The sequence below is a fragment of the Novimethylophilus sp. genome, assembly GCF_036504375.1.
GTDB lineage: Bacteria > Pseudomonadota > Gammaproteobacteria > Burkholderiales > Methylophilaceae > Novimethylophilus.
The window spans coordinates 1-22,116 of the sequence record NZ_DASXVH010000027.1; the positions used below are offsets into that span (position 1 = coordinate 1).

General features: G+C 59.2%; 24 protein-coding genes and 1 tRNA gene. 8 read left to right on the top strand and 17 right to left on the bottom strand.

The features are described from left to right. Positions 1 to 283 precede the first annotated feature (283 nt). Both VGK14_RS02580 and tyrS read right to left on the bottom strand, forming a co-directional pair. A tRNA-Met gene (locus VGK14_RS02580) sits at positions 284 to 360 on the bottom strand. A 60-nt stretch (positions 361 to 420) separates the two neighbouring features. Next, positions 421 to 1,623 (bottom strand): tyrosine--tRNA ligase, encoded by a 1,203-nt coding sequence (tyrS, locus tag VGK14_RS02585; protein ID WP_331507366.1) that lies wholly within the window; start codon positions 1,621 to 1,623, stop codon positions 421 to 423. A 76-nt stretch (positions 1,624 to 1,699) separates the two neighbouring features. On the opposite strand from tyrS, the gene VGK14_RS02590 reads away from it, so the two are divergent. From VGK14_RS02590 to gltA, 3 genes are all read left to right on the top strand, one after another. Continuing rightward, positions 1,700 to 3,031 carry a peptidoglycan DD-metalloendopeptidase family protein gene (locus VGK14_RS02590; RefSeq protein ID WP_331507367.1) on the top strand — a complete coding sequence of 444 codons (1,332 nt, stop codon included), beginning with the start codon at positions 1,700 to 1,702 and terminating at the stop codon, positions 3,029 to 3,031. A 4-nt stretch (positions 3,032 to 3,035) separates the two neighbouring features. Further along, a complete protein-coding gene (locus tag VGK14_RS02595) occupies positions 3,036 to 4,115 on the top strand; it encodes an anhydro-N-acetylmuramic acid kinase (RefSeq protein ID WP_331507368.1) in 1,080 nt (359 codons plus the stop codon). Positions 4,116 to 4,201: 86 nt separating this feature from the next. Then, a complete protein-coding gene (gene gltA, locus VGK14_RS02600) occupies positions 4,202 to 5,497 on the top strand; it encodes a citrate synthase (protein WP_331507369.1) in 1,296 nt (431 codons plus the stop codon). A 66-nt stretch (positions 5,498 to 5,563) separates the two neighbouring features. On the opposite strand, the gene erpA is transcribed toward gltA, so the two are convergent. The 15 genes from erpA to VGK14_RS02675 form a co-directional block, all read right to left on the bottom strand. Next, a complete protein-coding gene (gene erpA, locus VGK14_RS02605) occupies positions 5,564 to 5,914 on the bottom strand; it encodes an iron-sulfur cluster insertion protein ErpA (RefSeq protein ID WP_331507370.1) in 351 nt (116 codons plus the stop codon). A 54-nt stretch (positions 5,915 to 5,968) separates the two neighbouring features. Beyond that, positions 5,969 to 6,358: a polymer-forming cytoskeletal protein gene (locus tag VGK14_RS02610; RefSeq protein WP_331507371.1), complete on the bottom strand. Its 390-nt coding sequence runs from the start codon at positions 6,356 to 6,358 to the stop codon at positions 5,969 to 5,971. A 10-nt stretch (positions 6,359 to 6,368) separates the two neighbouring features. Further along, positions 6,369 to 7,079 (bottom strand): DUF6776 family protein, encoded by a 711-nt coding sequence (locus VGK14_RS02615; RefSeq protein ID WP_331507372.1) that lies wholly within the window; start codon positions 7,077 to 7,079, stop codon positions 6,369 to 6,371. Then, positions 7,076 to 8,104, bottom strand: coding sequence for an N-acetyl-gamma-glutamyl-phosphate reductase (gene argC, locus VGK14_RS02620; protein ID WP_331507373.1), 1,029 nt, complete (start codon positions 8,102 to 8,104; stop codon positions 7,076 to 7,078). Before argC ends, VGK14_RS02615 begins: the two co-directional genes overlap by 4 nt. Before the next feature lie 103 nt (positions 8,105 to 8,207). Beyond that, complete coding sequence (locus tag VGK14_RS02625; RefSeq protein WP_331507374.1) at positions 8,208 to 8,774, bottom strand: hypothetical protein; 567 nt, start codon at positions 8,772 to 8,774, stop codon at positions 8,208 to 8,210. A gap of 143 nt (positions 8,775 to 8,917) precedes the next feature. Beyond that, on the bottom strand, positions 8,918 to 9,310 hold the full coding sequence (gene rpsI, locus VGK14_RS02630; RefSeq protein ID WP_331507375.1) for a 30S ribosomal protein S9: 393 nt from the start codon (positions 9,308 to 9,310) through the stop codon (positions 8,918 to 8,920). Between the two features lie 9 nt (positions 9,311 to 9,319). Next, a complete protein-coding gene (gene rplM, locus VGK14_RS02635; RefSeq protein ID WP_331507376.1) occupies positions 9,320 to 9,748 on the bottom strand; it encodes a 50S ribosomal protein L13 in 429 nt (142 codons plus the stop codon). Between the two features lie 67 nt (positions 9,749 to 9,815). Then, positions 9,816 to 10,688: a 4-hydroxybenzoate octaprenyltransferase gene (ubiA, locus tag VGK14_RS02640; RefSeq protein WP_331507377.1), complete on the bottom strand. Its 873-nt coding sequence runs from the start codon at positions 10,686 to 10,688 to the stop codon at positions 9,816 to 9,818. Then, positions 10,685 to 11,215 carry a chorismate--pyruvate lyase family protein gene (locus VGK14_RS02645; protein WP_331507378.1) on the bottom strand — a complete coding sequence of 177 codons (531 nt, stop codon included), beginning with the start codon at positions 11,213 to 11,215 and terminating at the stop codon, positions 10,685 to 10,687. Before VGK14_RS02645 ends, ubiA begins: the two co-directional genes overlap by 4 nt. Positions 11,216 to 11,223: 8 nt before the next feature. Continuing rightward, the gene (gene recG, locus VGK14_RS02650; RefSeq protein ID WP_331507379.1) at positions 11,224 to 13,260 is read right to left on the bottom strand and encodes an ATP-dependent DNA helicase RecG; all 2,037 of its coding nucleotides are present in this window, start codon (positions 13,258 to 13,260) and stop codon (positions 11,224 to 11,226) included. Between the two features lie 65 nt (positions 13,261 to 13,325). Beyond that, positions 13,326 to 13,709: a RidA family protein gene (locus VGK14_RS02655; protein ID WP_331507380.1), complete on the bottom strand. Its 384-nt coding sequence runs from the start codon at positions 13,707 to 13,709 to the stop codon at positions 13,326 to 13,328. Continuing rightward, complete coding sequence (locus VGK14_RS02660; protein ID WP_331507381.1) at positions 13,706 to 15,925, bottom strand: bifunctional (p)ppGpp synthetase/guanosine-3',5'-bis(diphosphate) 3'-pyrophosphohydrolase; 2,220 nt, start codon at positions 15,923 to 15,925, stop codon at positions 13,706 to 13,708. The genes VGK14_RS02655 and VGK14_RS02660 overlap by 4 nt, the downstream gene beginning before the upstream one ends. Before the next feature lie 23 nt (positions 15,926 to 15,948). Further along, positions 15,949 to 16,158 (bottom strand): DNA-directed RNA polymerase subunit omega, encoded by a 210-nt coding sequence (gene rpoZ / locus VGK14_RS02665; RefSeq protein ID WP_331507382.1) that lies wholly within the window; start codon positions 16,156 to 16,158, stop codon positions 15,949 to 15,951. Positions 16,159 to 16,184: 26 nt separating this feature from the next. After that, on the bottom strand, positions 16,185 to 16,799 hold the full coding sequence (gene gmk / locus VGK14_RS02670; RefSeq protein WP_331507383.1) for a guanylate kinase: 615 nt from the start codon (positions 16,797 to 16,799) through the stop codon (positions 16,185 to 16,187). Positions 16,800 to 16,812: 13 nt separating this feature from the next. Then, complete coding sequence (locus VGK14_RS02675) at positions 16,813 to 17,679, bottom strand: YicC/YloC family endoribonuclease (protein WP_331507384.1); 867 nt, start codon at positions 17,677 to 17,679, stop codon at positions 16,813 to 16,815. Between the two features lie 84 nt (positions 17,680 to 17,763). On the opposite strand from VGK14_RS02675, the gene VGK14_RS02680 reads away from it, so the two are divergent. From VGK14_RS02680 to hemW, 5 genes are read left to right on the top strand one after another with little or no spacing between them, the layout of a single operon-like run. Beyond that, complete coding sequence (locus tag VGK14_RS02680; RefSeq protein WP_331507385.1) at positions 17,764 to 18,705, top strand: serine/threonine-protein kinase; 942 nt, start codon at positions 17,764 to 17,766, stop codon at positions 18,703 to 18,705. Beyond that, positions 18,702 to 19,631 carry a PP2C family protein-serine/threonine phosphatase gene (locus VGK14_RS02685; RefSeq protein ID WP_331507386.1) on the top strand — a complete coding sequence of 310 codons (930 nt, stop codon included), beginning with the start codon at positions 18,702 to 18,704 and terminating at the stop codon, positions 19,629 to 19,631. The genes VGK14_RS02680 and VGK14_RS02685 overlap by 4 nt, the downstream gene beginning before the upstream one ends. A gap of 8 nt (positions 19,632 to 19,639) precedes the next feature. Then, complete coding sequence (rph, locus tag VGK14_RS02690; RefSeq protein ID WP_331507387.1) at positions 19,640 to 20,362, top strand: ribonuclease PH; 723 nt, start codon at positions 19,640 to 19,642, stop codon at positions 20,360 to 20,362. After that, the gene (gene rdgB, locus VGK14_RS02695; RefSeq protein WP_331507388.1) at positions 20,359 to 20,952 is read left to right on the top strand and encodes an RdgB/HAM1 family non-canonical purine NTP pyrophosphatase; all 594 of its coding nucleotides are present in this window, start codon (positions 20,359 to 20,361) and stop codon (positions 20,950 to 20,952) included. Before rph ends, rdgB begins: the two co-directional genes overlap by 4 nt. After that, positions 20,949 to 22,112: a radical SAM family heme chaperone HemW gene (hemW, locus tag VGK14_RS02700; RefSeq protein WP_331507389.1), complete on the top strand. Its 1,164-nt coding sequence runs from the start codon at positions 20,949 to 20,951 to the stop codon at positions 22,110 to 22,112. The genes rdgB and hemW overlap by 4 nt, the downstream gene beginning before the upstream one ends. The last annotated feature ends 4 nt before the right edge of the window (positions 22,113 to 22,116 follow it).

Consider the following 22,116-nt stretch of genomic DNA (forward strand, 5'->3'; position numbering starts at 1 on the left):
CTAATTTACTTTTGATACTCGCGGTTAAACGAGCATCCAATCGCTTGGCTTAAAACTTCAAATGAATCTAGGTTTGCACCTATTTCCATTCTTTAGATGTAAGCACTTGTATTTCGAGATTTCGACGCCCCGATCCGAAGATCGGAACCAGTCGACTTCCCGCCTACAAACACCCACACCTGTCGGTTGTCTGGTTGTTAAAGAGCTTTGCCGCCGTAGCAGCGAGCCGCGCATTATACAGAGCTTGTGCGGCCGGTCAAATGTTTTTTAATCTGACCATTTTTGGTTGCGGGGGTAGGATTTGAACCTACGACCTTCGGGTTATGAGCCCGACGAGCTGCCAGACTGCTCCACCCCGCGTCCGACCCCGACTTTGATGCCGCCGAGAGATGGAACTATAGCAAGTTTTGCGATTTCCTGTCAACAGGAAATCGTGATTCTGGCGAACTTGCGCTTGCCCACCTGAGCCACCACCGTCGCGCCAGCCAGCAAAATCAAACCCTTATCGCCGACTCGGTCGCCGTCGATCTTCACACCACCCTGATCGATCATCCGCAATGCCTCAGAAGTGCTGGCGACCAACCCTGCCAGCTTTAGCGCCTGGGCTATTGGCAGCCCTTCCTTCTCGGCCCGCACAGACACGCCTGGCATCTCGTCGGGTATAGCACCCTTCTGGAACCGCGCCTCGAAATCGGCTAACGCCTGCTTGGCCGCCTGCGGGGAATGGAAACGTGCGACCATTTCTTGAGCGAACCCAACCTTGATATCACGCGGATTGCGGCCAGCCTCCACTTCCGCCCTCCATTGCCGGATCGTTGCCAACGGCTCAAACGACAGCAACTCTATATAACGCCACATCAACTCATCCGAGGCCGACATCAATTTACCGAAAATTTCCTGCGCCGGCTCATTGATACCCACATAGTTGCCGAGCGACTTGGACATTTTGTTAACGCCATCCAGCCCCTCCAGCAACGGCATCGTCAAAACGCACTGCGGGCTCTGGCCGAAATGTTTCTGCAATTCACGCCCCATCAGCAGATTGAATTTCTGATCGGTGCCGCCAAGCTCGAGGTCGGCCTTCAACTCGACCGAGTCGTAGCCTTGTAATAACGGATACAGGAACTCATGAATGGCAATCGGCTGATTGTTGTGATACCGCTTGTTGAAATCGTCGCGCTCCAGCATGCGCGCCACGGTATGCGTTGCCGCCAGCCGGATCATGCCGGAAGCGTCGAGCTTATCCATCCACGAAGAATTGAATACGACTTCGGTCTGCTCCGGCTTTAGGATTTTAAATACCTGCTCCGTATAAGATTTGGCGTTCGCTTTCACCTGCTCTTTGGTAAGAGGCGGCCTGGTAGCGCTCTTGCCGGTAGGGTCGCCGATCATGCCGGTGAAATCGCCAATCAGGAAAAATACCTGATGCCCCAGCTCCTGCAATTGCCGCAACTTATTAAGCAACACAGTATGTCCAAGGTGGAGGTCGGGCGCGGTCGGGTCGAAACCGGCCTTGACGCGCAACGGCCGTCCGGATTTCAGCTTGTCGATGAGTTCCTGCTCGACCAGCAGCTCATCGCTGCCGCGCTTTATAATTTCCAACACTTCATGGACTTGAGGCATAGCGAACTCACACCAAATAAAAAATTTCTGTTAGCATGCGCGCTGGCATCCGCCCCTTTAATGATTAGGTAAGCCAGTGCAAAAAAAGACAGCCATTCTATCTCAAAACGACGCCTCAAAAACTCACAAACAACGCCTGCACTGGTTGCTTGGGTTTTCCAGCATTCCTCTTTTCGGAATAGTCGCGGCTTTTGCTATTGCTCCCCAAACACTGCCTGTCGATGTGCCCAGCACCGAAATCACCGAGGCCATTGCTTTACCCGCTCCGCTGGCATCTACAACGGATGCCACGATAGACGGCCATGCCCTTTGGCAAGTCGACCGGGTTCGCCGCGACGATACTTTGGCCAGCCTTCTGGAACGGATCAATATCCATAACCCCGAGGCCATCGCTTTCCTGCATCAAGCTCCGGAAGCCAGCGCCCTTGCCTCGCAGCTGCGCCCGGGCCGTACCATACTCACAAAAACAACCCCGGATGGCGTCCTGCTTGAGCTGCAGTTTCAGATCGACGTCAACCATGCCCTGGTCGTTAAAAAATCGGCCGATGGCTATCAGGCCCAGGAGTTACCGCTTGCTTTGGAAAACCGCGTCCTGGTCAAGTCAGCTGAAATTCGCAGCTCGCTGTTCGCGGCTACCGACGATGCCAACATTCCGGACCAGATTGCCATCCAGCTTGCCAACATATTCTCCTCGGAAATCGATTTCAACCTGGACCTGCGCAAGGGCGATCGCTTCACCGTCACCTATGAAGCCCGCTTCAGCACTGGCGAACTTATCAAGACCGGCCGCGTGCTGAGTACCGAATTTATCAATCAAGGCAAGGCCTATAGCGCTATTCTTTACCGGGACCCGCAAGGCCGGGAGAATTATTACACTCGGGAAGGCAAGAGCCTGCAAAAGGCCTTTTTGCGCTCACCGCTCGAATTCTCCAGAATCAGCTCGGGATTCACGTTGGCCCGATTCCATCCTATCCTGAATACCTGGCGCGCACATAAAGGAGTCGACTATGCCGCCCCCACCGGTACTCTGGTGAAAGCGGTAGCGGATGCCACGGTCAGCTTTGTAGGAGGTCAGGGCGGCTATGGAAATGTGGTGATGCTGCAGCATGCGGGCAACATCAGTACAGTCTATGGCCATTTGTCGCGCTTCGCGCCGGGATTGCACAAAGGTCAGAGAATCGCCCAGGGTGAAGCCATTGGGTTCGTGGGAATGACAGGCATGGCAACAGGACCGCACTTGCATTATGAATTTCGCGTCCGCGGCGAACACCGGGATCCGTTGAAAGTCGCGCTGCCCACTTCCGTTCCACTATCGAGCGGATTGCTCGCCGACTTCCAGCAACAAGCCCGGCCCTTCATCGCCCAGCTCGACCTCCTCCGCGACAGCAATCTCGCATCGATGGAATAGCCTGATGCAACAATATATCGGGCTCATGTCAGGAACGAGCCTGGATGGTATCGATGCGGTTCTGACAGCGTTCGATGGCCCCCAGTGCAAGGTCATCCGCACTTTTTATCAGCCTTATCCCGACGATCTGAAGCAGGCGATATTGGCTCTACACGAGCCGGACGATAATGAGCTGGAACGCAGCCTCATTTTGTCCAACCAGCTTGCGCGCCTATATGCACAGGCCGTTCACAGCCTGCTGGATGGAGACAACGGCAAGACCCGCGCCATAGGCTGCCATGGTCAAACCATACGCCATCGTCCGGATCTTGGCTTTACGCTCCAGCTTAACAATCCGGCATTGCTGGCCGAATTGACGAATACCGCCGTCGTTGCCGATTTCCGCACCCGCGACATCGCCGCTGGCGGCCAAGGCGCGCCATTGGTGCCGGCATTCCATCAAGCCGTTTTCGGCCACCCGACCATTCACCGGGTCATCGTCAATATCGGCGGCATCAGCAATCTGACCAACCTGCCCCTTGACGGCAGCGTTACCGGTTTTGATTGCGGCCCCGGCAATCTGTTGATGGATGCATGGTGCCATCAGCATACCGGACGGGCTTATGATAAAAATGGCGAGTGGGCGGCCGGCGGAAAAGTGAATCCATATTTGCTTGAAAAGTTGCTGGCGCATCCGTTCTTTCAACAACACCCGCCCAAAAGCACCGGCCGCGACATGTTTAATTCGCTCTGGTTGGAGCAGCAGCTTTCATCTGTCGATGACCCCACGGATGTGCAGGCAACGCTGGCAGAGTTATCCGCGCGCAGCATTGCCGATGCGATACAGCGGTATTGCGCCGGTGCCGACGAAGTCTATTTATGCGGCGGTGGCGCTCACAATCGCGTTCTCCATGGCCGCTTGCAAACCTTGCTTTCTCCTATACCGATAGCGCGCGCAGACGCACTCGCCATACCGGTGGACTGGGTGGAGGCCGTGGCATTCGCCTGGCTGGCAAAGCAGACCCTGGAAGGAAAACCCGGTAATCTGCCTGCAGCCACCGGTGCTGCCGGATTGCGCATCCTCGGTGCGATTTATCCGGCATAAAATCCTCTTGCTACAAATTGTTTGCGCCCCTAGTATAGCCCCCTTGGAAACGCATCAACGTCGCACGTAACTTAAGCATAATCATCATGAAAAAGCCTACCCTAGCCACTTTGACCTTTAACAATGGCACCAAGCCCATCGAGTTGCCGGTGCTTTCCGGCAATCTGGGGGAGGACGTCATTGATATCCGTACGCTGGGCAAGCACGGCTACTTCACCTACGACCCCGGCTTCCTGTCTACAGCCAGCTGCAGTTCCAGCATTACCTACATCGATGGCGACAAGGGTCTGCTTTACTATCGCGGCTATCCCATCGAACAACTTGCCGAACATGCCAATTTCCTGGAAGTGGCTCATCTATTGCTCAAAGGCGAGCTTCCGACCATGGAACAGCACCGGGACTTTTCCGAGACCGTCCATAGCCATACCATGCTGCACGACCAGATGAGTACCGTATTCCGCGGCTTTCGACGCGATGCGCATCCGATGGCAGTCATGGTTTCGGTAGTGGGAGCAATGGCTGCATTTTATCCGGAGAACGATGATATTTCCGACCCCAGGCAACGTGAAATCGCAGCCTTCCGGCTCTTGGCCAAGACTCCCACGGTTGCCGCGTGGTGTTACAAGTACAATGTAGGCGAGCCATTCGTATATCCGCAAAACCGTTTGAATTACAGCGAGAACTTCATGCATATGATGTTCTCGACTCCATGCGAGCCTTACACCCCCAATCCGGTGCTGGCGCGCGCGCTTGACCGCATTCTGATCCTGCATGCCGATCATGAGCAAAACGCCTCCACCTCGACCGTCCGCCTAACCGGCTCCAGCGGCGCCAATCCGTTCGCGTGCATGGCAGCTGGCATTGCCTCGTTGTGGGGCCCGGCTCATGGCGGTGCCAATGAAGCGGTACTGAAAATGCTTGAGGAGATCGGCGACAGCGCCAATATCGGCAAGTGCATCCAGAAAGCCAAGGACAAGAGCAATCCGTTCCGCCTGATGGGATTCGGTCATCGCGTGTATAAGAACATGGATCCCAGAGCGAGCATGATGCGTCGCACCTGCCATGAAGTATTGAACGAGCTGGGATTGACGGATGACCCGTTGTTCAAGGTTGCCCTGGAACTGGAGCGCATCGCGCTGGAAGACGAGTACTTCATCAGCAAGAAACTCTACCCGAACGTGGATTTCTATTCAGGCATTGTGTTGCGCGCGATGGGCATTCCCACCAATATGTTCACGGCGATTTTCGCTCTGGCGCGCACTGCGGGCTGGGTAGCCCAATGGAATGAAATGAGCACCGATCCGGATGCCAAAATCGGCCGTCCGCGCCAGCTCTACACCGGCCAGACGCGACGCGATTATGTTCCGCCGGAAGAGCGCTAGGCGCCCCAAATAAAACAAAAAGCCGTTGCGATCCGCAACGGCTTTTTGTTTTATGAATCCGACAGCTCAGGCTGAGAATGAAGAGCCGCACCCGCAAGTCGTGGTCGCATTCGGATTCCTGATAACGAACTGCGATCCTTGCAAACCTTCGGTATAGTCGATTTCCGCACCGGTCAGATATTGCAGACTCATCGGGTCGATCAACAGGACAACGCCTTCACGCTCGACCAGCGTGTCATCGTCATTCACCGTTTCGTCAAAAGTGAAGCCATACTGAAAACCGGAACAGCCACCGCCGGACACGAACACCCGCAGCTTCAAATCAGGGGTGCCTTCTTCTTCAATCAACTCACGCACCTTGTTGGCAGCGTTTTCGGTAAAAAGCAGGGGGCTGGGTATTTCATTGACCGCGTTCATGGCCGTCTCCTAAGTTTCTGATTCATCAAATTATCCACTGCCGCAGGCAATGGGTCAATCTTCATTTTCCGGACGGGATGTCTGCTCGCTTAAATAAATGAGCTTACCCTCCACCACGGCTCCGACATGCATTTCCAAAGTCTTGTAACAGACATCCCCTGTTACCCGTGATTTGGCTTGAAGTTCCACATACTCGCTCGCCCGCAATGGACCAACCACGATGCCGTTTATCACGGCATGCGAAACATTGATCGAACCTTCTATACGTCCATGCTCGCTCAGTACCAATGTTCCCGGTTTTGAGCCTGCTTCATTGACATTGCCATTGATGGCGCCATCCACCCGCAGGCCCCCGCCAAAATCCACATCCCCTTCAACTACAGTTTCTGCGCCAATCAAAGTATCAATACGATTTTGAGGTTTCTGACGATTTTTTGAAAACATGCAGCGCCCTTCAATTGGTCAATAAGACCGTTTGGGTCAATTTAGGTTCAGTTGAACCGCCCTGGAAAAATTTTGCCTGCAAATCTTGTGCTGTCATCCACCCCGGCACCATGAAACTGCCTTCAAGAGGCTGATAATACTTGAAATTGACTTTACCGTTGTGTTGCGAATTCTTGTCGCCCATCACGACTTGTGTTACAGGCTTGCCATTTTGGCTTCCCATCACGGTAAGCTGTAAATTGCCCTGAACGTTCTTGTCATGCTTGCCGGATTGAATCAGCAGAACCCGGTACTGATACTCGCCTGGCTGGTCACCATGGGTTACCTTGAAGCTGTGCAGTTTAACCACGGCCACCCCGGAGCTTTCCTCCAGAATACTTTTATAGAATGTCACATCCGCCTTGAGCCGGACATTCTCTTCCTGCAGGGTAGTAAGATCCTTGGCCAAATCGCCTTGCGCGACCGTATTGACTTGCTGCTGCCGCTCCACATGGATGGCTTGCGTACGCAAGGTCTTGTTCTCCTGTTCCAGCTTGACAAGTTGGTCACGCAAGACAGCGGCGTTGCCTTTCGCATAGCGCCAATAGCCAATGGAAAAACCGGCGGCCACCAGAAAAAACATCCAGAACACTCGCCAATACCATGGAAGCTCCGCCCGCACCGCAACATGCGGTGCGGCGGAGCCGAAGTGCCGCTTGAAAGCGCGTACCAAACGCCTCATGGCAGCAGCGGCACCTGCTTCAGTCCGGCAGTTTCCGGACAGCCAAACATCAGATTCATATTCTGTATCGCCTGGCCGGCAGCACCCTTGACCAGGTTATCGATCACCGACAACACCACCACGGTATCGCCACCCTGCGGGCGGTGCACCGCCACTCGACAGGTGTTAGCTCCGCGTACCGAGCGGGTTTCCGGATGCGCTCCCTTGGGCAATACATCGACAAACGGCTCGTCAGCATATCGGGCTTCAAATAGCTGCTGCAGATCGACTTCGGCATTCAGGGTAGCGTACAGCGTCGCATGTATCCCCCGAATCATCGGTGTCAGGTGCGGCATGAAGGTCAGGCCGACCGGTTTTCCGCACATGCTTGTCAAGCCCTGGCTGACTTCGGGCAAATGCCTATGCCCCGACGCGCCGTAAGCCTTGAAATTGTCGGCAGCCTCAGCCAGCAATATATGCATTTCCGCCTTGCGGCCAGCGCCGCTGACACCGGATTTGACGTCAGCAATGAGGCGCAGACGGTCAACCACGCCTGCCTCGAGCAGCGGCATGAAACCCAATTGCACCGCAGTGGGATAACAACCGGGATTGGCGACCAGCCGTGCCGATTTGATCTGTGCACGATTGATCTCAGGCAAGCCGTAAACCGCTTCGGCCACCAGCTCCGGACTGGCATGCGTCATGCCGTACCATTTCTCCCATACGGCTATATCCTTGATCCGAAAATCCGCGGCAAGATCGATAACCCGCACCCCGGCATCGAGCAGCTCGCGCGCCTGTTGCATCGCAATGCCGTTGGGCGTAGCAAAAAATACCACGTCGCAGCTTTTGAGGTCGGCCTGAGCCGGATTGGTGAACGGCATATCCACATGGCCACGCAGGCTGGGGAACATGTCGCTTACGCGCTGGCCCGCTTCGCCACGCGAAGTGATCACATTCAGCCGTGCATGTGGATGTTGTGCCAGCAAGCGCAGCAATTCAACGCCGGTGTATCCCGTACCGCCGACAATACCGATTTTGATCATATCAACCCATTAACGCAAAAAACGATTGATAATAAAGGGCTTGCCAATTTTCCACAACACGACAACCGGCATTGAGACCCAACTGCCTCGCAAAAAAACAACATTACTGCGTGGCGTTTCGCGCCCGGTCGTAACAAATCTGCGCCTGATCCATTCGCTCTGCCTTTTTGAAGGCGTCCCCGACCATCATATACTGTGCTTTGCGGCCGGACAGATCGCGCGCACGCATCAGGGCGGAAATACCGCCTTGCGTATCGCCGGCGGCGATCAGAGCCTCGCCGACAAGCAGCGCTTCATCCATCACGGAAGCTTTTGATGCCGCATTCTGATAAAGCTTCTGCGCACTCAGCCTATCGCCAAGCACACGGTAACGCTCGCCTTCGATAAAGTAATAATTAAAATCGTCCAGCCCTCCGATCGCCGGCGCCTTGCCATTGAACGAATCGGCGTTGCGACGGGCAAAATCATAGCTCGGGTAAGTCCCCATCAAGCCACACCCGGCCGGAATGGCCGCAGCCTGGGGCCGTATCAAGGCCAGAGGACGGCAATCCCCTATGCACATCGGAGAAGGATTGCACATAATGACCGCCCAGGATTCTTCGGCGATTGCAGTGAGGCCGAAGCCCAGAAACACTGTGCCTGCCAGGAATGATTTGTAGATCCGCCGCATGATGAACCTCCGGTAGCTGAAACATTAGGGATTTTATATCTTCTTCGGGCAGGATTTCCATTAATACCGCCCTAGACCGCCGATACTCGTACGGGCGAAAAAAAACCGCCCGGAAGGGCGGTTTTTCGACTCTGCCGGCGCAATCAGCGCTTGGAGAATTGTTTGCGACGACGTGCTTTGTGCAGACCGACCTTCTTCCGTTCGACTTCGCGCGCATCGCGCGTCACGAAACCGGCCTTGGACAGCGCACTCTTCAACGCAGCGTCATAGTCGATCAGTGCGCGGGTAATGCCGTGACGCACCGCACCGGCCTGACCGGACTCGCCACCACCGATCACATTGACCATGATGTCGAAACTTTCGGCATTGCCGGTCAGCTCCAGCGGCTGACGCAGCACCATGCGCGAAGTCTCACGCGAGAAGTATTGATCAACCGGCTTGTCGTTGACGACGATGTTGCCCTTGCCGGACTTGAGGAACACGCGTGCCACAGAGCTCTTGCGGCGACCGGTTCCGTAATTGTACTTGCCAATCATGCGAATTCCTTAGATTTCCAGAGGTTTCGGTTGCTGGGCGGCATGCTCGTGCGTGGCACCTGCATAAACCTTGAGCTTTTTGAACATGGCGTAGCCCAGCGGACCCTTGGGCAGCATGCCCTTGACGGCTTTTTCCAGGGCACGGCCCGGGAAACGCTCCTGCATCTTGGCGAAGGTAGTGCTGTAGATACCGCCGGGATAACCGGAGTGACGGTGATACACCTTGCCTTCGGCCTTGTTGCCGGTAACGCGAATCTTGTCGGCATTGACCACGACGATGTAATCGCCGGTATCGACGTGCGGCGTGTAGATGGTCTTGTGCTTGCCACGCAGACGGCGCGCGATCTCGCTGGCCAAGCGGCCCAGCACCATGTCCGCGGCGTCTACCACGAACCAGTCGCGCTGTACTTCATGCGATTTGGCGGAAAAGGTCTTCATCGGTTCAACCTTGCGTTGCTTAAAATGAAAGGCGCGAATTTTATGTCAGCGCGGGTGCTATGTCAAATCATTTCACGTGCTGGCCCAGCACCAGCCCGAGGAAAATCGCCGCGCCCACCCAGTTGTTATGCAAAAAAGCCCGGAAGCAGCGCATGCGGTCGCGGTCGCGGATCAGCGTGTAATGATAACCGGCGAGCGCTGCGGCAACCGTCAGCCCGCCGTAATAGGGCCATTTCAAACCCATGCTGATGCCTATCCACGCCAGAATGGCGAGCATGGCCGCATAACAGACCATCACCGCCGCCACCTCGAATCGCCCGAAAAACAACGCCGAGGAGCGGATACCGATGCGGATGTCGTCGTCCCGGTCCACCATCGCATATTCGGTGTCGTAGGCAATCGTCCAGAACACATTGGCCGCCAGCATCCACCATGCCAATGCCGGCACCTGACCCAGTTGGGCGGCAAATGCCATCGGAATACCGAAGCCGAATGCAATGCCCAGATACGCCTGCGGGATCGAAAAGAACCGCTTGGTGAACGGGTAGCTGACCGCGAAGAACAGTGCCGCAACCGCAAGCAGAACAGTCAGCCGGTTGAGTTGCAGCACCAGGATAAAAGCCGGCAGCGCCAAGCCGCCGGCCAACAGCAGCGCCTCTTTTCCGCTTACCAGCCCGGCGGCCAGCGGACGCTGTTTGGTGCGCTCGACGTGCGGATCGAAATTGCGGTCGGCATAATCATTGATCACGCAGCCGGCGGATCGCATCAGCACTGTGCCGAGCACGAAAATCCATACCCGCATCCAGCCGGGACGACCGTATCCGGCAACCCATAACGCCCACAGCGTCGGCCACAGCAGCAGCAAAATGCCGATGGGCTTGTCCAGCCGCATCAGCTTTTCATAGAGGTCGAGACGCCGCTTGATTTGATCCAGAGTCATAACGCCAGCACCTCCGGCAGAAAGGCTTCTGTTACCAGTATCGCATGCCCGGCGCGCACGAATACCGAACGGCGCGCCCACAGGGCTTTATTTCGCGCTACATTTTTCAGTACAGGATGCCCCGGTCTTAGCTTGCGGTAGGCCAGCGGCCGGCGCATCACCCGGGCATCCGCGAATAACGCCTCACCCAACGGCCGGCTACCCAGGCTCCCCAGCTTGCGCCATGCGCCGCGCATACTGCTCCTGGGCAGTATGCTGCGCGCGAACACCAGCGGCACATCGCCATCATGCAACCATACCTCGCGCACCCATGCCGCCGTACCGGGGCGCAAACCCAGCAATGCGGCTTCGTCAGGCAAAGGCCTGGCCCACGACTGGCGCACGTTGCGTACCGTAAAATGCTTGCAGCATGCCTGCAAACGCCGGGTAAGCGAACCTTCCTCGACCAGCCAATGCCGGAAGGCTCCGCTGCACGGCGGATGCGGAAGCCAGTAGGGATCGATATTGCGTTGCAAACGGGTTTTCACGGCGGGGATTATACCTTTACATACTCTTCGGCATGTCCCAGCCAGCGCTGAAGGTGCCGCTCGGCCACGTCGGGCTGCGTTTGCAATAAGCGGTCGGCATGCTCGCGCGCCGCCTCCAGCAGATCCGCATCGCGCTCCAGGTCGGCGATCTTGAGCATGGGCACGCCGCTCTGGCGCACACCCAGGAATTCGCCCGGGCCGCGTAGATGCAGGTCGGCGCGGGCGATTTCGAAGCCGTCGGTGTTTTCGTAGATGATCTTGAGCCGCGCGCGGGCGGTTTGCGACAGCGGCTGCTGGTACAGCAGGATGCAGGCACTGTGGGCCGCGCCGCGCCCGACACGGCCGCGCAGCTGATGTAGCTGGGAAAGACCGAAGCGCTCGGCGTGTTCGATCACCATCAGGCTGGCGTTAGGCACGTCGACGCCGACCTCGATCACGGTAGTCGCGACCAGCAGTTGAACATCGCCGCCGGAAAAAGCCTGCATCACGGCCTGCTTCCCGACTGGCTTCATGCGACCGTGCACCAGCCCGACCTTGAGTTCCGGCAAAGTCGCAGACAGCAGGGCGTGAGTATCCAGCGCCGTTTGCAGTTCCAGCGCCTCCGACTCTTCAATCAGCGGGCACACCCAGTATGCCTGCCGTCCTTCCCGGCAGGCGCGGCGCACGCCTTCGATAACTTGGTCGCGGCGAGTATCGGCCACCAGCTTGGTGGCGACCGGAGTGCGGCCGGGCGGCAGTTCGTCGATCACCGACACGTCGAGGTCGGCGTAATAGCTCATCGACAGCGTGCGCGGGATGGGCGTGGCGCTCATCATCAACTGGTGCGGCTGGACGCCCTTGTGTCGCAACGCCAGGCGCTGATGCACGCCGAAGCGGTGCTGCTCGTCGACGATCGCCAGCGCCAGCCTGGCGAATTCGGCCTTGTCCTGAAACAGCGCGTGCGTACCGACCGCCAATTGCGCGCTACCTTCGGCACAGGCCTGCAGCGCCAGGGCGCGTTCCGATTTGGTCTGGCTGCCGGACAGCCAGACCACGCTGACGCCCAACGGCTCCAGCCAGGCGGCGAGCTTCCGGTAATGCTGCTCGGCGAGAATTTCGGTCGGTGCCATCAGCGCTGCCTGCCGGCCATTTTCGATAGCCTGCAACGCGGCCAGCGCGGCCACGACGGTCTTGCCGCTGCCGACATCGCCTTGCAGCAAACGCTGCATCGGGTGCGGCCGGGCGAGATCGCGGCTTATTTCGGCGACGACTTTCTGCTGCGCACCGGTGAGCGCGAACGGCAGGGTTTGCAGCAGGCGCTGCGTGAGGCTGCCGTGCGCGACCAGGGCCGGCGCATCCTGGCCGTGGCGGCGGGCATAGTGGCGGCGCATGGAAAGCTGCTGCGCCAGCAGTTCGTCGAAAGCGAGACGCCGCCAGGCGGGATAATCGCGGTTTTCGAGTGCCACAAGTGAGATTTCGGGCGAAGGCTGATGCAATAGGCGTGTCGCCTGCGCGAAACCCGGCAGTTGCAGATGGTCGAGTATGGCTTGCGGCAGGGTATCGTCCTGCGCCGCCTCATCCAGCACCTGCTGCACGAGTTTGCGCAGAACCGCCTGCGAGAACCCCGCGGTAGTTGGGTAGACCGGCGTCAGCGCCTGCTGCAGCGGCTCGTCGTCGCGCACCTTACGGCATTGCGGGTGCACCATCTCCATGCCGAAAAATCCCTGCCGCGCCTCGCCGAATGCGCGCAGGCGCACGCCGGGCTGGAACTGCGCAAGCTGGCTGGGATAGAAATTGAGGAAGCGCAGATGCAGCAGGCCGCCGGCGTCTTCCAGTTGAACGACCAAAGCCTTGCGCGGCCGGTATTGGGCCTCGGCGTGAACGATTGCGCCTTCCACCTGCGCCAATTCACCCAGCCGCAGATCGCGGATCGCCGTGATACGCGTTTCGTCCACATAGCGCAGCGGCAGGTGCAGCAGCAGATCGAACGGGGTGTGAATGCCCAGCTTTTTAAGCCGGGACAGAACGGGCTTGGTCGCGCCCTTCAGATCAGCCAGATCACCCAAAAATTCTTACCGTAGGCGCCACGAGGAGAGCGGAGTGCTGCTGGCGGGCTTCCCCGTGGTCAATCTCAAGCTTGCAACACCATGACGCCATCAGCCTCCACCAGCGCGCCGCGCGGCAAGGAAGCCACACCCACCGCAGCCCGGGCCGGATAGGGCTGACTGAAGTATTCAGCCATGACGGTGTTGACCAGCGCGAAATTGCCCAGGTCGGTGAGAAAAATGTTGAGCTTGGCCACATCCGCCAGCGAACCGCCGGCGGCCTCGGCCACGGCCTTGAGATTGCCGAATACGCGGTGCACCTGCGCCTCGATACCTTCAACCAGCTGCATGCTGGCAGGGTCGAGGCCAATCTGCCCGGAAAGATAGACGGTGACGCCGGCGCGCACCGCCTGCGAATAGGTCCCGATAGCCTGAGGTGCCTGGTCGGTGCTGATGATCTGCTTGCTCATTGATGCTCCCTTGTTGATTTGTTCTGGTCGCTGCTGGCGCCCTTGATGCGGGTAATGCGCACCACTTCCGGAATCGTGCGCAAGCGCTTCATCAGATGCGCGAGGTGCACGCGGTTTTCCACCTGCACCGTGAAGTGCATGTTGATGTAGGCGCTTTCGTCGCCTTCCTCCATGCCGACATTGTCGATGTTGGAGCCGGCATCGGCGATCGCGGCGGCCACCTTGGCCAGTACGCCGCGCTGGTTGGCCACCGCCAGACGCAGGTTGACGTTGAACAGGCGCCGCGTTTCCGGGTCCCATTCCACGTCCAGCCATTTTTCCGGATCGTGGCGGAATTTGGCGATCGACGGGCAATCGTGGGTATGGATGACCAGCCCCTTGCCCTTGTTGATGAAGCCGAGAATGGGGTCGCCCGGAATCGGCCGGCAGCACTTGGCGAACTGCACCGCCATGCCTTCGGTGCCGCGTATCGTGATGCTGCCGAGCGGGCGGCCGTCCTTGACCGCGGAAGCGTCTGACAGTAGCTGCTTCGCGACCATCACGTTCAGCCGCTTGCCCAAACCGATATCCGTGAGAATCTCCTGCCTGCTTTTCATGCCGTAGTCACGCATCAGCTTTTCCCAGCGCGCCTCGTCGATGTCTTGAGGCTTGGCGTGCAACGCCTGCAACGCCTGATTCAGCATGCGCTCGCCCAGCAGCGCCGATTCTTCGGACTGCATGGTTTTGAGGAAATGGCGAATGTGCGAACGCGCCTTGCCGGTGGCCACGTAATTCAGCCACACCGGGTTGGGCTTGGCGTGCGCCGCAGTGATGATTTCGACGTGGTCACCGTTACGCAGCTCGGAGCGTAGCGGCGCCAGTTCCTGGTTGATCTTGACCGCGACGCAGCGGTTGCCGATATCGGTATGCACCGCGTAGGCAAAATCCACCGCCGTGGCGCCCTTGGGCAGCGACAGGATCTTGCCCTTGGGCGTGAACACATAGACCTCGTCCGGGAACAGGTCGACCTTGAAATGCTCCAGAAACTCCACCGCATCGCTGCTCTCGTTCTGGATTTCCAAGAGGCGCTGCAACCATTGGTGGGTCTGTTGCTGCAATGCCGAGAGCTCGGCGTCGCTGCTCTTGTACAGCCAATGAGCGGCCACGCCGGCATCGGCAATATTGTGCATCTCGCGGCTGCGGATCTGGATCTCGATGGGCGTACCGAACGGGCCGAACAGCGTGGTATGCAAAGACTGGTAGCCGTTGACCTTGGGGATTGCGATGTAGTCCTTGAACTTGCCGGGAATGGGCTTATATAAGCCGTGCAGCGCGCCCAGCGCCAGGTAGCAGGTGGGCGTATCCTTGACAATGACGCGGAACCCGTAGATATCGAACACCTGCGAAAAGCTGTGGGTTTTTTCCAGCATTTTTCGATAAATGCTGTAGAGATGCTTCTCGCGCCCGTTGACCTCAGCCTCGACACCCATGTCCACCAGGCGCTGGCGGATTTCGCTTAGGATCTTGCTCACCACCTCCTTGCGGTTGCCGCGCGCCGCCATCACCGATTGCAGGATCACGCGGTGGCGCATCGGGTAGCAGTGGCGAAAGCTCAGGTCTTCCAGCTCCTGGTAGACGCTGTTGAGGCCCAGCCGGTTGGCAATCGGCGCGTAGATGTCCAGCGTCTCGCGCGCGATGCGGCGGCGCTTCTCGGGCGCCATCACGTCCATCGTACGCATGTTGTGCAGGCGGTCGGCCAGCTTGATCAGGATCACGCGCACGTCCTGCGACATCGCCAGCAGCATTTTGCGGAAATTTTCCGCCTGCGCGTGGGTAGCGGTCTGGAATTCGATCTTGTCCAGCTTGGATACGCCATCCACCAGTTCCGCCACGGTTTTGCCGAACTGCTCGGCGATCTGCTGCTTGGTGATGGCGGTGTCCTCCATCACGTCGTGCAGCAAAGCCGCCATCAGCGCCTGCGCGTCCAGGTGCAGTTCGGCGAGGATGGAGGCAACGGTGACCGGGTGCGAAATGTAGGGCTCGCCGCTTTTGCGCAACTGGCCTTCGTGGGCGGCAGCGCTGAAGCGGTAGGCCGCCATCACCTGGTCGATGTCTTCCTGCTTGAGGTAGGGCTTGAGTCGCAGCGACAGCAGCGAATTTTCGCTGTCTGCCGGCAACAAGGGAGGAGTATCCGGGTTTACGGTATCAGGTTTGCGTTGGGCTGATCCGCGCGCCATTTCACTTTAAAGAGCATGGGCGGTTAAGCCTGGCCCCGATTGAGAATTTCCAGACCGACCTTGCCGGCGGCGATTTCGCGCAGCGCGATTACGGTCGGCTTGTCTTTCTCGACAAAGCTCACCAGCGCTTCCGAGCCGTTGGCGATCTGGCGTGCGCGGTAAGCGGCAGCCAGGGTCAAATGGAAGCGGTTGGGGATTTTCTCCAGACAGTCGTCTACGGTAATGCGTGCCATAATTTTATCCCAGAGTTGGAGTGTGTTTACTTGAAGCGGTTGACCATTTCGGCATGCCGCCGCAGCTGCTTCTCGGTCTTCAGCCGCCGCGATCGAATAATGGCCTGCAAATCCTGCAACGCCTCATCGAAACGATCGTTGATTATAACATAGTCGAATTCGCTCACATGGCTGATCTCTTCGCGGGCATTGCCCAGGCGGCGCGCGATGACCTCGGCGGAATCCTGGCCGCGCTTGTGCAGCCGCTCGCGCAACTCGTCCTGCGACGGCGGCAGGATGAACACGCTTACCGCGTACGGGAACAGGCCGCGCACTTGGGCTGCGCCCTGCCAGTCGATTTCCAGCAGCAGGTCTTCGCCCTCTTGCAGCACCTCCTGCACCCAGCGCTGCGAAGTGCCATAGCGCGCGCCGTGCACTTCCGCGCTTTCCAGGAATTCGCCGGATTCCAGCATCTGCATGAACTGCGGCTCGCCGACGAAGCGATAATCGACGCCGTCCCGTTCGCCCGGCCTTGGAACGCGGGTGGTGTAAGAGATAGACAGCCTGACGTGCGGGTCCTGCGCCAGCAGTGCGCGCACCAGACTGGTTTTGCCGGCCCCGGAAGGCGCGGTCACGATAAAAAGATTGCCGAAAGTTTTCATATCGATCTAAAAATTACTCAATGTTCTGGACCTGCTCGCGCATCTGCTCGATCAGCACCTTGAGCTCCATCGACGCCTGCGAAGTTTCGCTTGACACCGACTTGGAGCCCAGCGTATTGGCCTCGCGGTTGAGTTCCTGCATCAGGAAATCCAGCCGTTTGCCGACGGCGCCGCCGGCACGCAGCACACGCCGCGCCTCCTGCAAATGCGCGGTCAGACGCTCCAGCTCTTCATCGACGTCGATTTTCTGGGCATACAGCGCGAGTTCCTGGTGGATGCGCGATTCGTCCGCGGCTTGCAGCGCCTCGCGGATGCGGCTGGCGAGCTTCTCCTGGTAAGCCTGCAGCAGCGCGGGCAGCAATGGCCTGGTTTTGGCTACCAGCACTTCCATCTGCGCCACGCGATCGAGGATGACGGCGGCCAGCTTTTCGCCTTCCCGGGCGCGCGACGCCGCCAGATCTGCCAGCGCCTGCTCCAGCGCATCGGCAAGCTCGGCCGCCAGCGCATCGACGGAAACGCCGTCCGTCGCCAGCACGCCGGGCCAGTGCAGGATATCCGCGACCGCAAGCGGCCGGCTTTGCGGGAAGCGATGCTGCACCGAGGCGGAGAGCCTGGCCAGCTGTTCCAGCACCGCCACATTGAGCTCCGCCCGGGCCGATTCTCCCGATGGCGCCGTGAGGCTGACGCGGCATTCCACCTTGCCGCGCTGCACCCGGGCGGAAATGGCATCGCGCAGCTGCGGCTCGAACGCGCGCAACGGGTCGTCCAACCGCATATGCAGCTCCAGATAGCGGTGATTGACCGAGCGCAGCTCTATCACAAGGGTGCCGGAGGCGCTATCGCGCTGGGCGGCAGCGAACCCGGTCATGCTGGAAATCATGCCATTCGTCTCCTAAATTTTTCCATCTTATCAAATGAGCGCCATTTCATGACAAAATAGCCCGCGCTCTCTCACTGATAAAACATGCCCGCGCAACCCAATCATTCGCTACCCGTTGGCTACCAGCTGCTGGAATACCAGATCGACAAGGTATTGAGCGGCGGCGGCTTCAGCTATGTCTATCTGGCCCACGATAAAGAGGGCAATACCGTGGCCATCAAGGAATACCTGCCCAGTTCGCTCGCGTTGCGCGACGACGGCGATTGCGTCGTGGCCGCGTCCGATGAGGCGCTGGCAAGCTTCCGTCACGGCCTGAAAAGTTTTTTCGAAGAAGGCCGCGCCCTGGCCAAGATCGACCACCACAACATCGTGCGGGTAGTGAATTTTTTCCGCGCCAACGAGACGGTATACATGGTGATGCAGTACGAGCGGGGCCGTTCGCTGCAGGAACATATTCAACTGCAGGCGCAGCCGGTGCCCGAGAATTTTGTCAGACGTGTATTCGGAGAGTTGCTGACCGGCTTGCGCGAGGTTCACACCCATAAATTGCTGCACCTGGACATCAAACCGGCCAACATCTACATTCGGCTCGACGGTTCGCCGGTGCTGCTGGATTTCGGCTCGGCGCGGCAGACGCTGACGGAAGCGCAGGTCAAGCTGGCGCCGACCTATACACCCGGCTTCGCCGCGCCGGAGCAGTATCTCGAGCGCGAAAAGCTGGGGCCGTGGAGCGACGTCTACAGCATAGGCGCTTCGATGTATGCCTGCCTGACGCGCATACCGCCGCTGGCAGCGGACCAGCGCGTCAGGCACGATGCGCTGGCACCGGCCATCCAGGCGGGACAGGGCATCTATTCCGAACATTTGCTGCAGACGATAGATTGGTGCCTGCAACTGGATTACCTGAAACGCCCGCAAAGCGTGTTCACGCTGCAAAAAGCGTTGCGCGAAGAAATCCCGGCGATACCGAAGAAGAAATCGCTGCTGTCCGCCATCTGTGACAGGATCAACGGCCTGAAAGCATGAAATTCACCATCTTCCAGAACAGCCGCCAGGGGCCGCGCCAATACAATCAGGACCGCATCGCCTACTGCTACAGCAAGGACGCGATCCTGGCAGTGGTCGCCGACGGCATGGGCGGGCACCTGTATGGCGAAGTCGCCGCACGCTTCGCGGTGAAGATGCTGACCGAGGCTTTTCAGCACCTGGCGATGCCCATCCTGGCCAATCCGCTCAAGTTCCTGAGCGACCACATCATCCAGGTCCACGACGCCATCGGACGCCATGCACTGGCCCAGGATTGGCCGGATTGCCCCCGCACCACGCTGGTGGCCGCAGTGATGCAGCACGACGAACTTTATTGCGCGCATGTCGGGGATTCACGCCTGTACCATATCCGGGACGGGAAAATTATCTTCCGCACCGAAGACCATTCCAAGGTGCGCATGCTCTATCGCAAGGGCCTGATCAGCAAGGCCGAACTGCATACGCACCCGGAGCGCAACAAGGTCTACAACTGCGTGGGCGGAGAAACCCCGCCGCAAGTGGATTTGGCCGCCAGGCGCGCGTTGTGGAGCGGCGATGTGGTCATGCTGTGCACCGATGGTTTATGGTCGCTGTTGAGCAGCAACGAAATCGGCGCAGCGCTCAGCAGCGGTGCAGTCACCGACTCCGTGCCGACGCTGCTCGACCTGGCGGAATCCCGCGCCGACCAGAACGGCGACAACATGAGCGTGATCGCCGTCAACTGGGGCGAGCAGCCGGGCACGCCGCAAATTTCCACCGCCACCATGCCGATGGACCTGACCACGACCATCATGGGGCCGCTCGAAGATGATTCCTGCGGCACCAATGCCAAAGTTGGCGACGTGCCCGACCTGTCGGACGAAGAAATAGAAAATTCCATAGCCGAAATCCAGGCCGCCATCAAAAAAATCCCGAAACAATCCTGAGGAAACCTATGCGCCCCAGCCAGCGTGCGCCAGACCAACTGCGCAACATCGAAATCATCCGCCATTACACACGCCATGCCGAAGGCTCGGTGCTGATAAAGTTCGGCGACACCCACGTGCTGTGCACTGCCAGCATAGACGAAAAAGTTCCCGGTTTCTTGAAAGGCAAGAACCAGGGCTGGTTGACCGCCGAATACGGCATGCTGCCGCGCGCGACCAACACCCGCACCCAGCGTGAAGCGGCTTCGGGCAAGCAATCCGGCCGCACCCAGGAAATCCAGCGCCTGATCGGCCGCAGCCTGCGCGCGGTGGTGGACTTAAGCCTGCTGGGCGAGCGCACCATCCAGATCGATTGCGACGTGCTGCAGGCCGACGGCGGCACGCGCACCGCCGGCATCACCGGCGCCTTTGTCGCGCTGCACGATGCGGTCGCTTTCCTGCTGCAAAAACAGCTCATCGCCGTCAACCCGATCCGCGATTTCATCGCCGCGGTTTCGGTCGGCGTGCATCAGGGCGTCGCGGTGCTGGACCTGGACTATCCGGAAGACTCCGCTTGCGACACCGACATGAACGTGGTGATGACCGGCAGCGGCGGCTTCGTCGAAATCCAGGGTACGGCGGAAGGCGAGCCGTTCAGCCGTACCCAAATGGAAGCCATGCTGAATTTGGCCGAGCACGGCATCCGCCAACTGGTCGCACAGCAGAAAGGCGCCTTGGGCCTGCCTCTATGACCAGGCTGGTTATCGCCAGCGGCAACGCCGGCAAGCTGCGCGAAATCGGGCTGTTGCTGCAAGTGCTGGATATCGAGGTGCTGCCGCAATCGGCATTCGGCGTGCCGGAAGCCGAAGAGCCGCATCTCACTTTCATCGAAAACGCACTGGCCAAGGCGCGCCATGCCAGCCGCCTGACCGGCCTGCCGGCGCTGGCGGACGACTCCGGCATCTGTGTGACGGCGCTGGGCGGCGCGCCGGGCGTGATCTCGGCGCACTATGCCGGCGAGCCGCGCTCGGACGCCCGCAACAACGAAAAACTGCTGGCCGAGATGCAAGCCCAGGCCGACCGTCGCGCGCATTACCATTGCGTGCTGGTGCTGGTGCGCCATGCCAACGATCCGCAGCCATTGATCGCCGAAGGCAGTTGGCATGGCGAGATTCTGCGCTCGCCGCGCGGCGAGGGCGGCTTCGGCTATGATCCGCTGTTTCTCGACTTCAGGCTCGGCAAGACCGGCGCGGAATTGCCGCCGGAACTGAAAAACCGCGTCAGCCACCGCGGCCGCGCACTCGCGGCGCTGCTGGAAAAACTCAGGCAGTCGCCGCTGTGATCCATCTCTCCAGCCTGCCGCCGCTGTCGCTTTACGTCCACATCCCGTGGTGCGTGCGCAAATGCCCTTACTGCGATTTCAACTCGCACGAGGCGCGCGGCGAAATGCCGCAGCAGGCCTACGCCGACGCGCTGATCCGCGATCTGGAACAGGCGCTGCCGCTGGTGTGGGGGCGCCGCGTGCAGACCATCTTTTTCGGCGGCGGCACGCCCAGCTTGTTATCGGAGACCGTTCTCGACGATATCCTGTGCCGCGTGCGCGCCTTGCTGCCGCTGGCTTACGGCGCCGAAATCACGCTGGAGGCCAATCCGGGCACGGCGGAAGCCGGCAAGTTCAAGGCTTTCCGCGCTGCCGGCGTGAACCGCCTGTCGCTTGGCATCCAAAGCTTCAACGACGCACACCTGCAGGCGCTGGGACGCATCCACGCCGCCGCCGAGGCTAAGCGCGCGGTGGAAATGGCGCTCGCCACCTTCGACAACGTCAATCTCGACCTGATGTACGCGCTGCCGCAGCAAAGCCTGGAGCAGGCGCTGGCCGATCTCCGCACCGCGATAAGCTACGCACCGCAGCACATTTCCGCCTACCACCTCACCATCGAGCCCAACACCGCGTTTCACCACCGCCCGCCGCCCCTGCCGGACGACGATGCCAGCGCGGCGATGCAGGAGGCCATCGAGGCGGAGCTGGACAGCGCCGGCTATGGGCATTACGAAACCTCGGCGTTTGCAGCCGTCGGCAAGCAATGCCGCCACAACCTCAACTACTGGCAGTTCGGCGATTATCTGGGCATAGGCGCCGGGGCGCACAGCAAACTCAGTTTTGCCGACCGCATCCTGCGCCAGGCGCGACTCAAGCATCCTGCCGCTTATCTCAAAGGGGTGGAGAACGCCGGGCACATCGACAGCGAGCGCACGCTGACACGGCACGACCTGGAGTTCGAGTTCATGATGAATGCGCTGCGCCTGACCGGAGGCTTCCCGGTGACGCTATTCCAGGAACGCACCGGACTGCCGATCAGCAACGTCGATGCGGCGCTGGTGGAAGCCGCGAACAAGGGGCTGATCGAGCGCGACCATTTGCATATCGCGCCTACCGCACACGGGCAGCGTTTCCTCAACGAACTGCTGCAGCTGTTTCTTCCCGACTCCCGACTAGTGTGAACAC

Excerpts from the sequence above, each read along its gene's own strand:
- VGK14_RS02595 (WP_331507368.1), top strand. The coding sequence starts at position 3,036 with ATGCAACAATATATCGGGCTCATGTCAGGAACGAGCCTGGATGGTATC.
- VGK14_RS02675 (WP_331507384.1), bottom strand. The coding sequence starts at position 17,679 with ATGATTTCCAGCATGACCGGGTTCGCTGCCGCCCAGCGCGATAGCGCC.
- gmk (WP_331507383.1), bottom strand. The coding sequence starts at position 16,799 with ATGAAAACTTTCGGCAATCTTTTTATCGTGACCGCGCCTTCCGGGGCC.
- rpoZ (WP_331507382.1), bottom strand. The coding sequence starts at position 16,158 with ATGGCACGCATTACCGTAGACGACTGTCTGGAGAAAATCCCCAACCGC.
- VGK14_RS02655 (WP_331507380.1), bottom strand. The coding sequence starts at position 13,709 with ATGAGCAAGCAGATCATCAGCACCGACCAGGCACCTCAGGCTATCGGG.
- rph (WP_331507387.1), top strand. The coding sequence starts at position 19,640 with ATGCGCCCCAGCCAGCGTGCGCCAGACCAACTGCGCAACATCGAAATC.
- VGK14_RS02610 (WP_331507371.1), bottom strand. The coding sequence starts at position 6,358 with ATGTTTTCAAAAAATCGTCAGAAACCTCAAAATCGTATTGATACTTTG.
- tyrS (WP_331507366.1), bottom strand. The coding sequence starts at position 1,623 with ATGCCTCAAGTCCATGAAGTGTTGGAAATTATAAAGCGCGGCAGCGAT.
- VGK14_RS02660 (WP_331507381.1), bottom strand. The coding sequence starts at position 15,925 with ATGGCGCGCGGATCAGCCCAACGCAAACCTGATACCGTAAACCCGGAT.
- VGK14_RS02615 (WP_331507372.1), bottom strand. The coding sequence starts at position 7,079 with ATGAGGCGTTTGGTACGCGCTTTCAAGCGGCACTTCGGCTCCGCCGCA.
- rpsI (WP_331507375.1), bottom strand. The coding sequence starts at position 9,310 with ATGATTGGCAAGTACAATTACGGAACCGGTCGCCGCAAGAGCTCTGTG.
- VGK14_RS02680 (WP_331507385.1), top strand. The coding sequence starts at position 17,764 with ATGCCCGCGCAACCCAATCATTCGCTACCCGTTGGCTACCAGCTGCTG.
- erpA (WP_331507370.1), bottom strand. The coding sequence starts at position 5,914 with ATGAACGCGGTCAATGAAATACCCAGCCCCCTGCTTTTTACCGAAAAC.
- rdgB (WP_331507388.1), top strand. The coding sequence starts at position 20,359 with ATGACCAGGCTGGTTATCGCCAGCGGCAACGCCGGCAAGCTGCGCGAA.
- VGK14_RS02685 (WP_331507386.1), top strand. The coding sequence starts at position 18,702 with ATGAAATTCACCATCTTCCAGAACAGCCGCCAGGGGCCGCGCCAATAC.
- ubiA (WP_331507377.1), bottom strand. The coding sequence starts at position 10,688 with ATGACTCTGGATCAAATCAAGCGGCGTCTCGACCTCTATGAAAAGCTG.
- argC (WP_331507373.1), bottom strand. The coding sequence starts at position 8,104 with ATGATCAAAATCGGTATTGTCGGCGGTACGGGATACACCGGCGTTGAA.
- VGK14_RS02625 (WP_331507374.1), bottom strand. The coding sequence starts at position 8,774 with ATGCGGCGGATCTACAAATCATTCCTGGCAGGCACAGTGTTTCTGGGC.
- rplM (WP_331507376.1), bottom strand. The coding sequence starts at position 9,748 with ATGAAGACCTTTTCCGCCAAATCGCATGAAGTACAGCGCGACTGGTTC.
- gltA (WP_331507369.1), top strand. The coding sequence starts at position 4,202 with ATGAAAAAGCCTACCCTAGCCACTTTGACCTTTAACAATGGCACCAAG.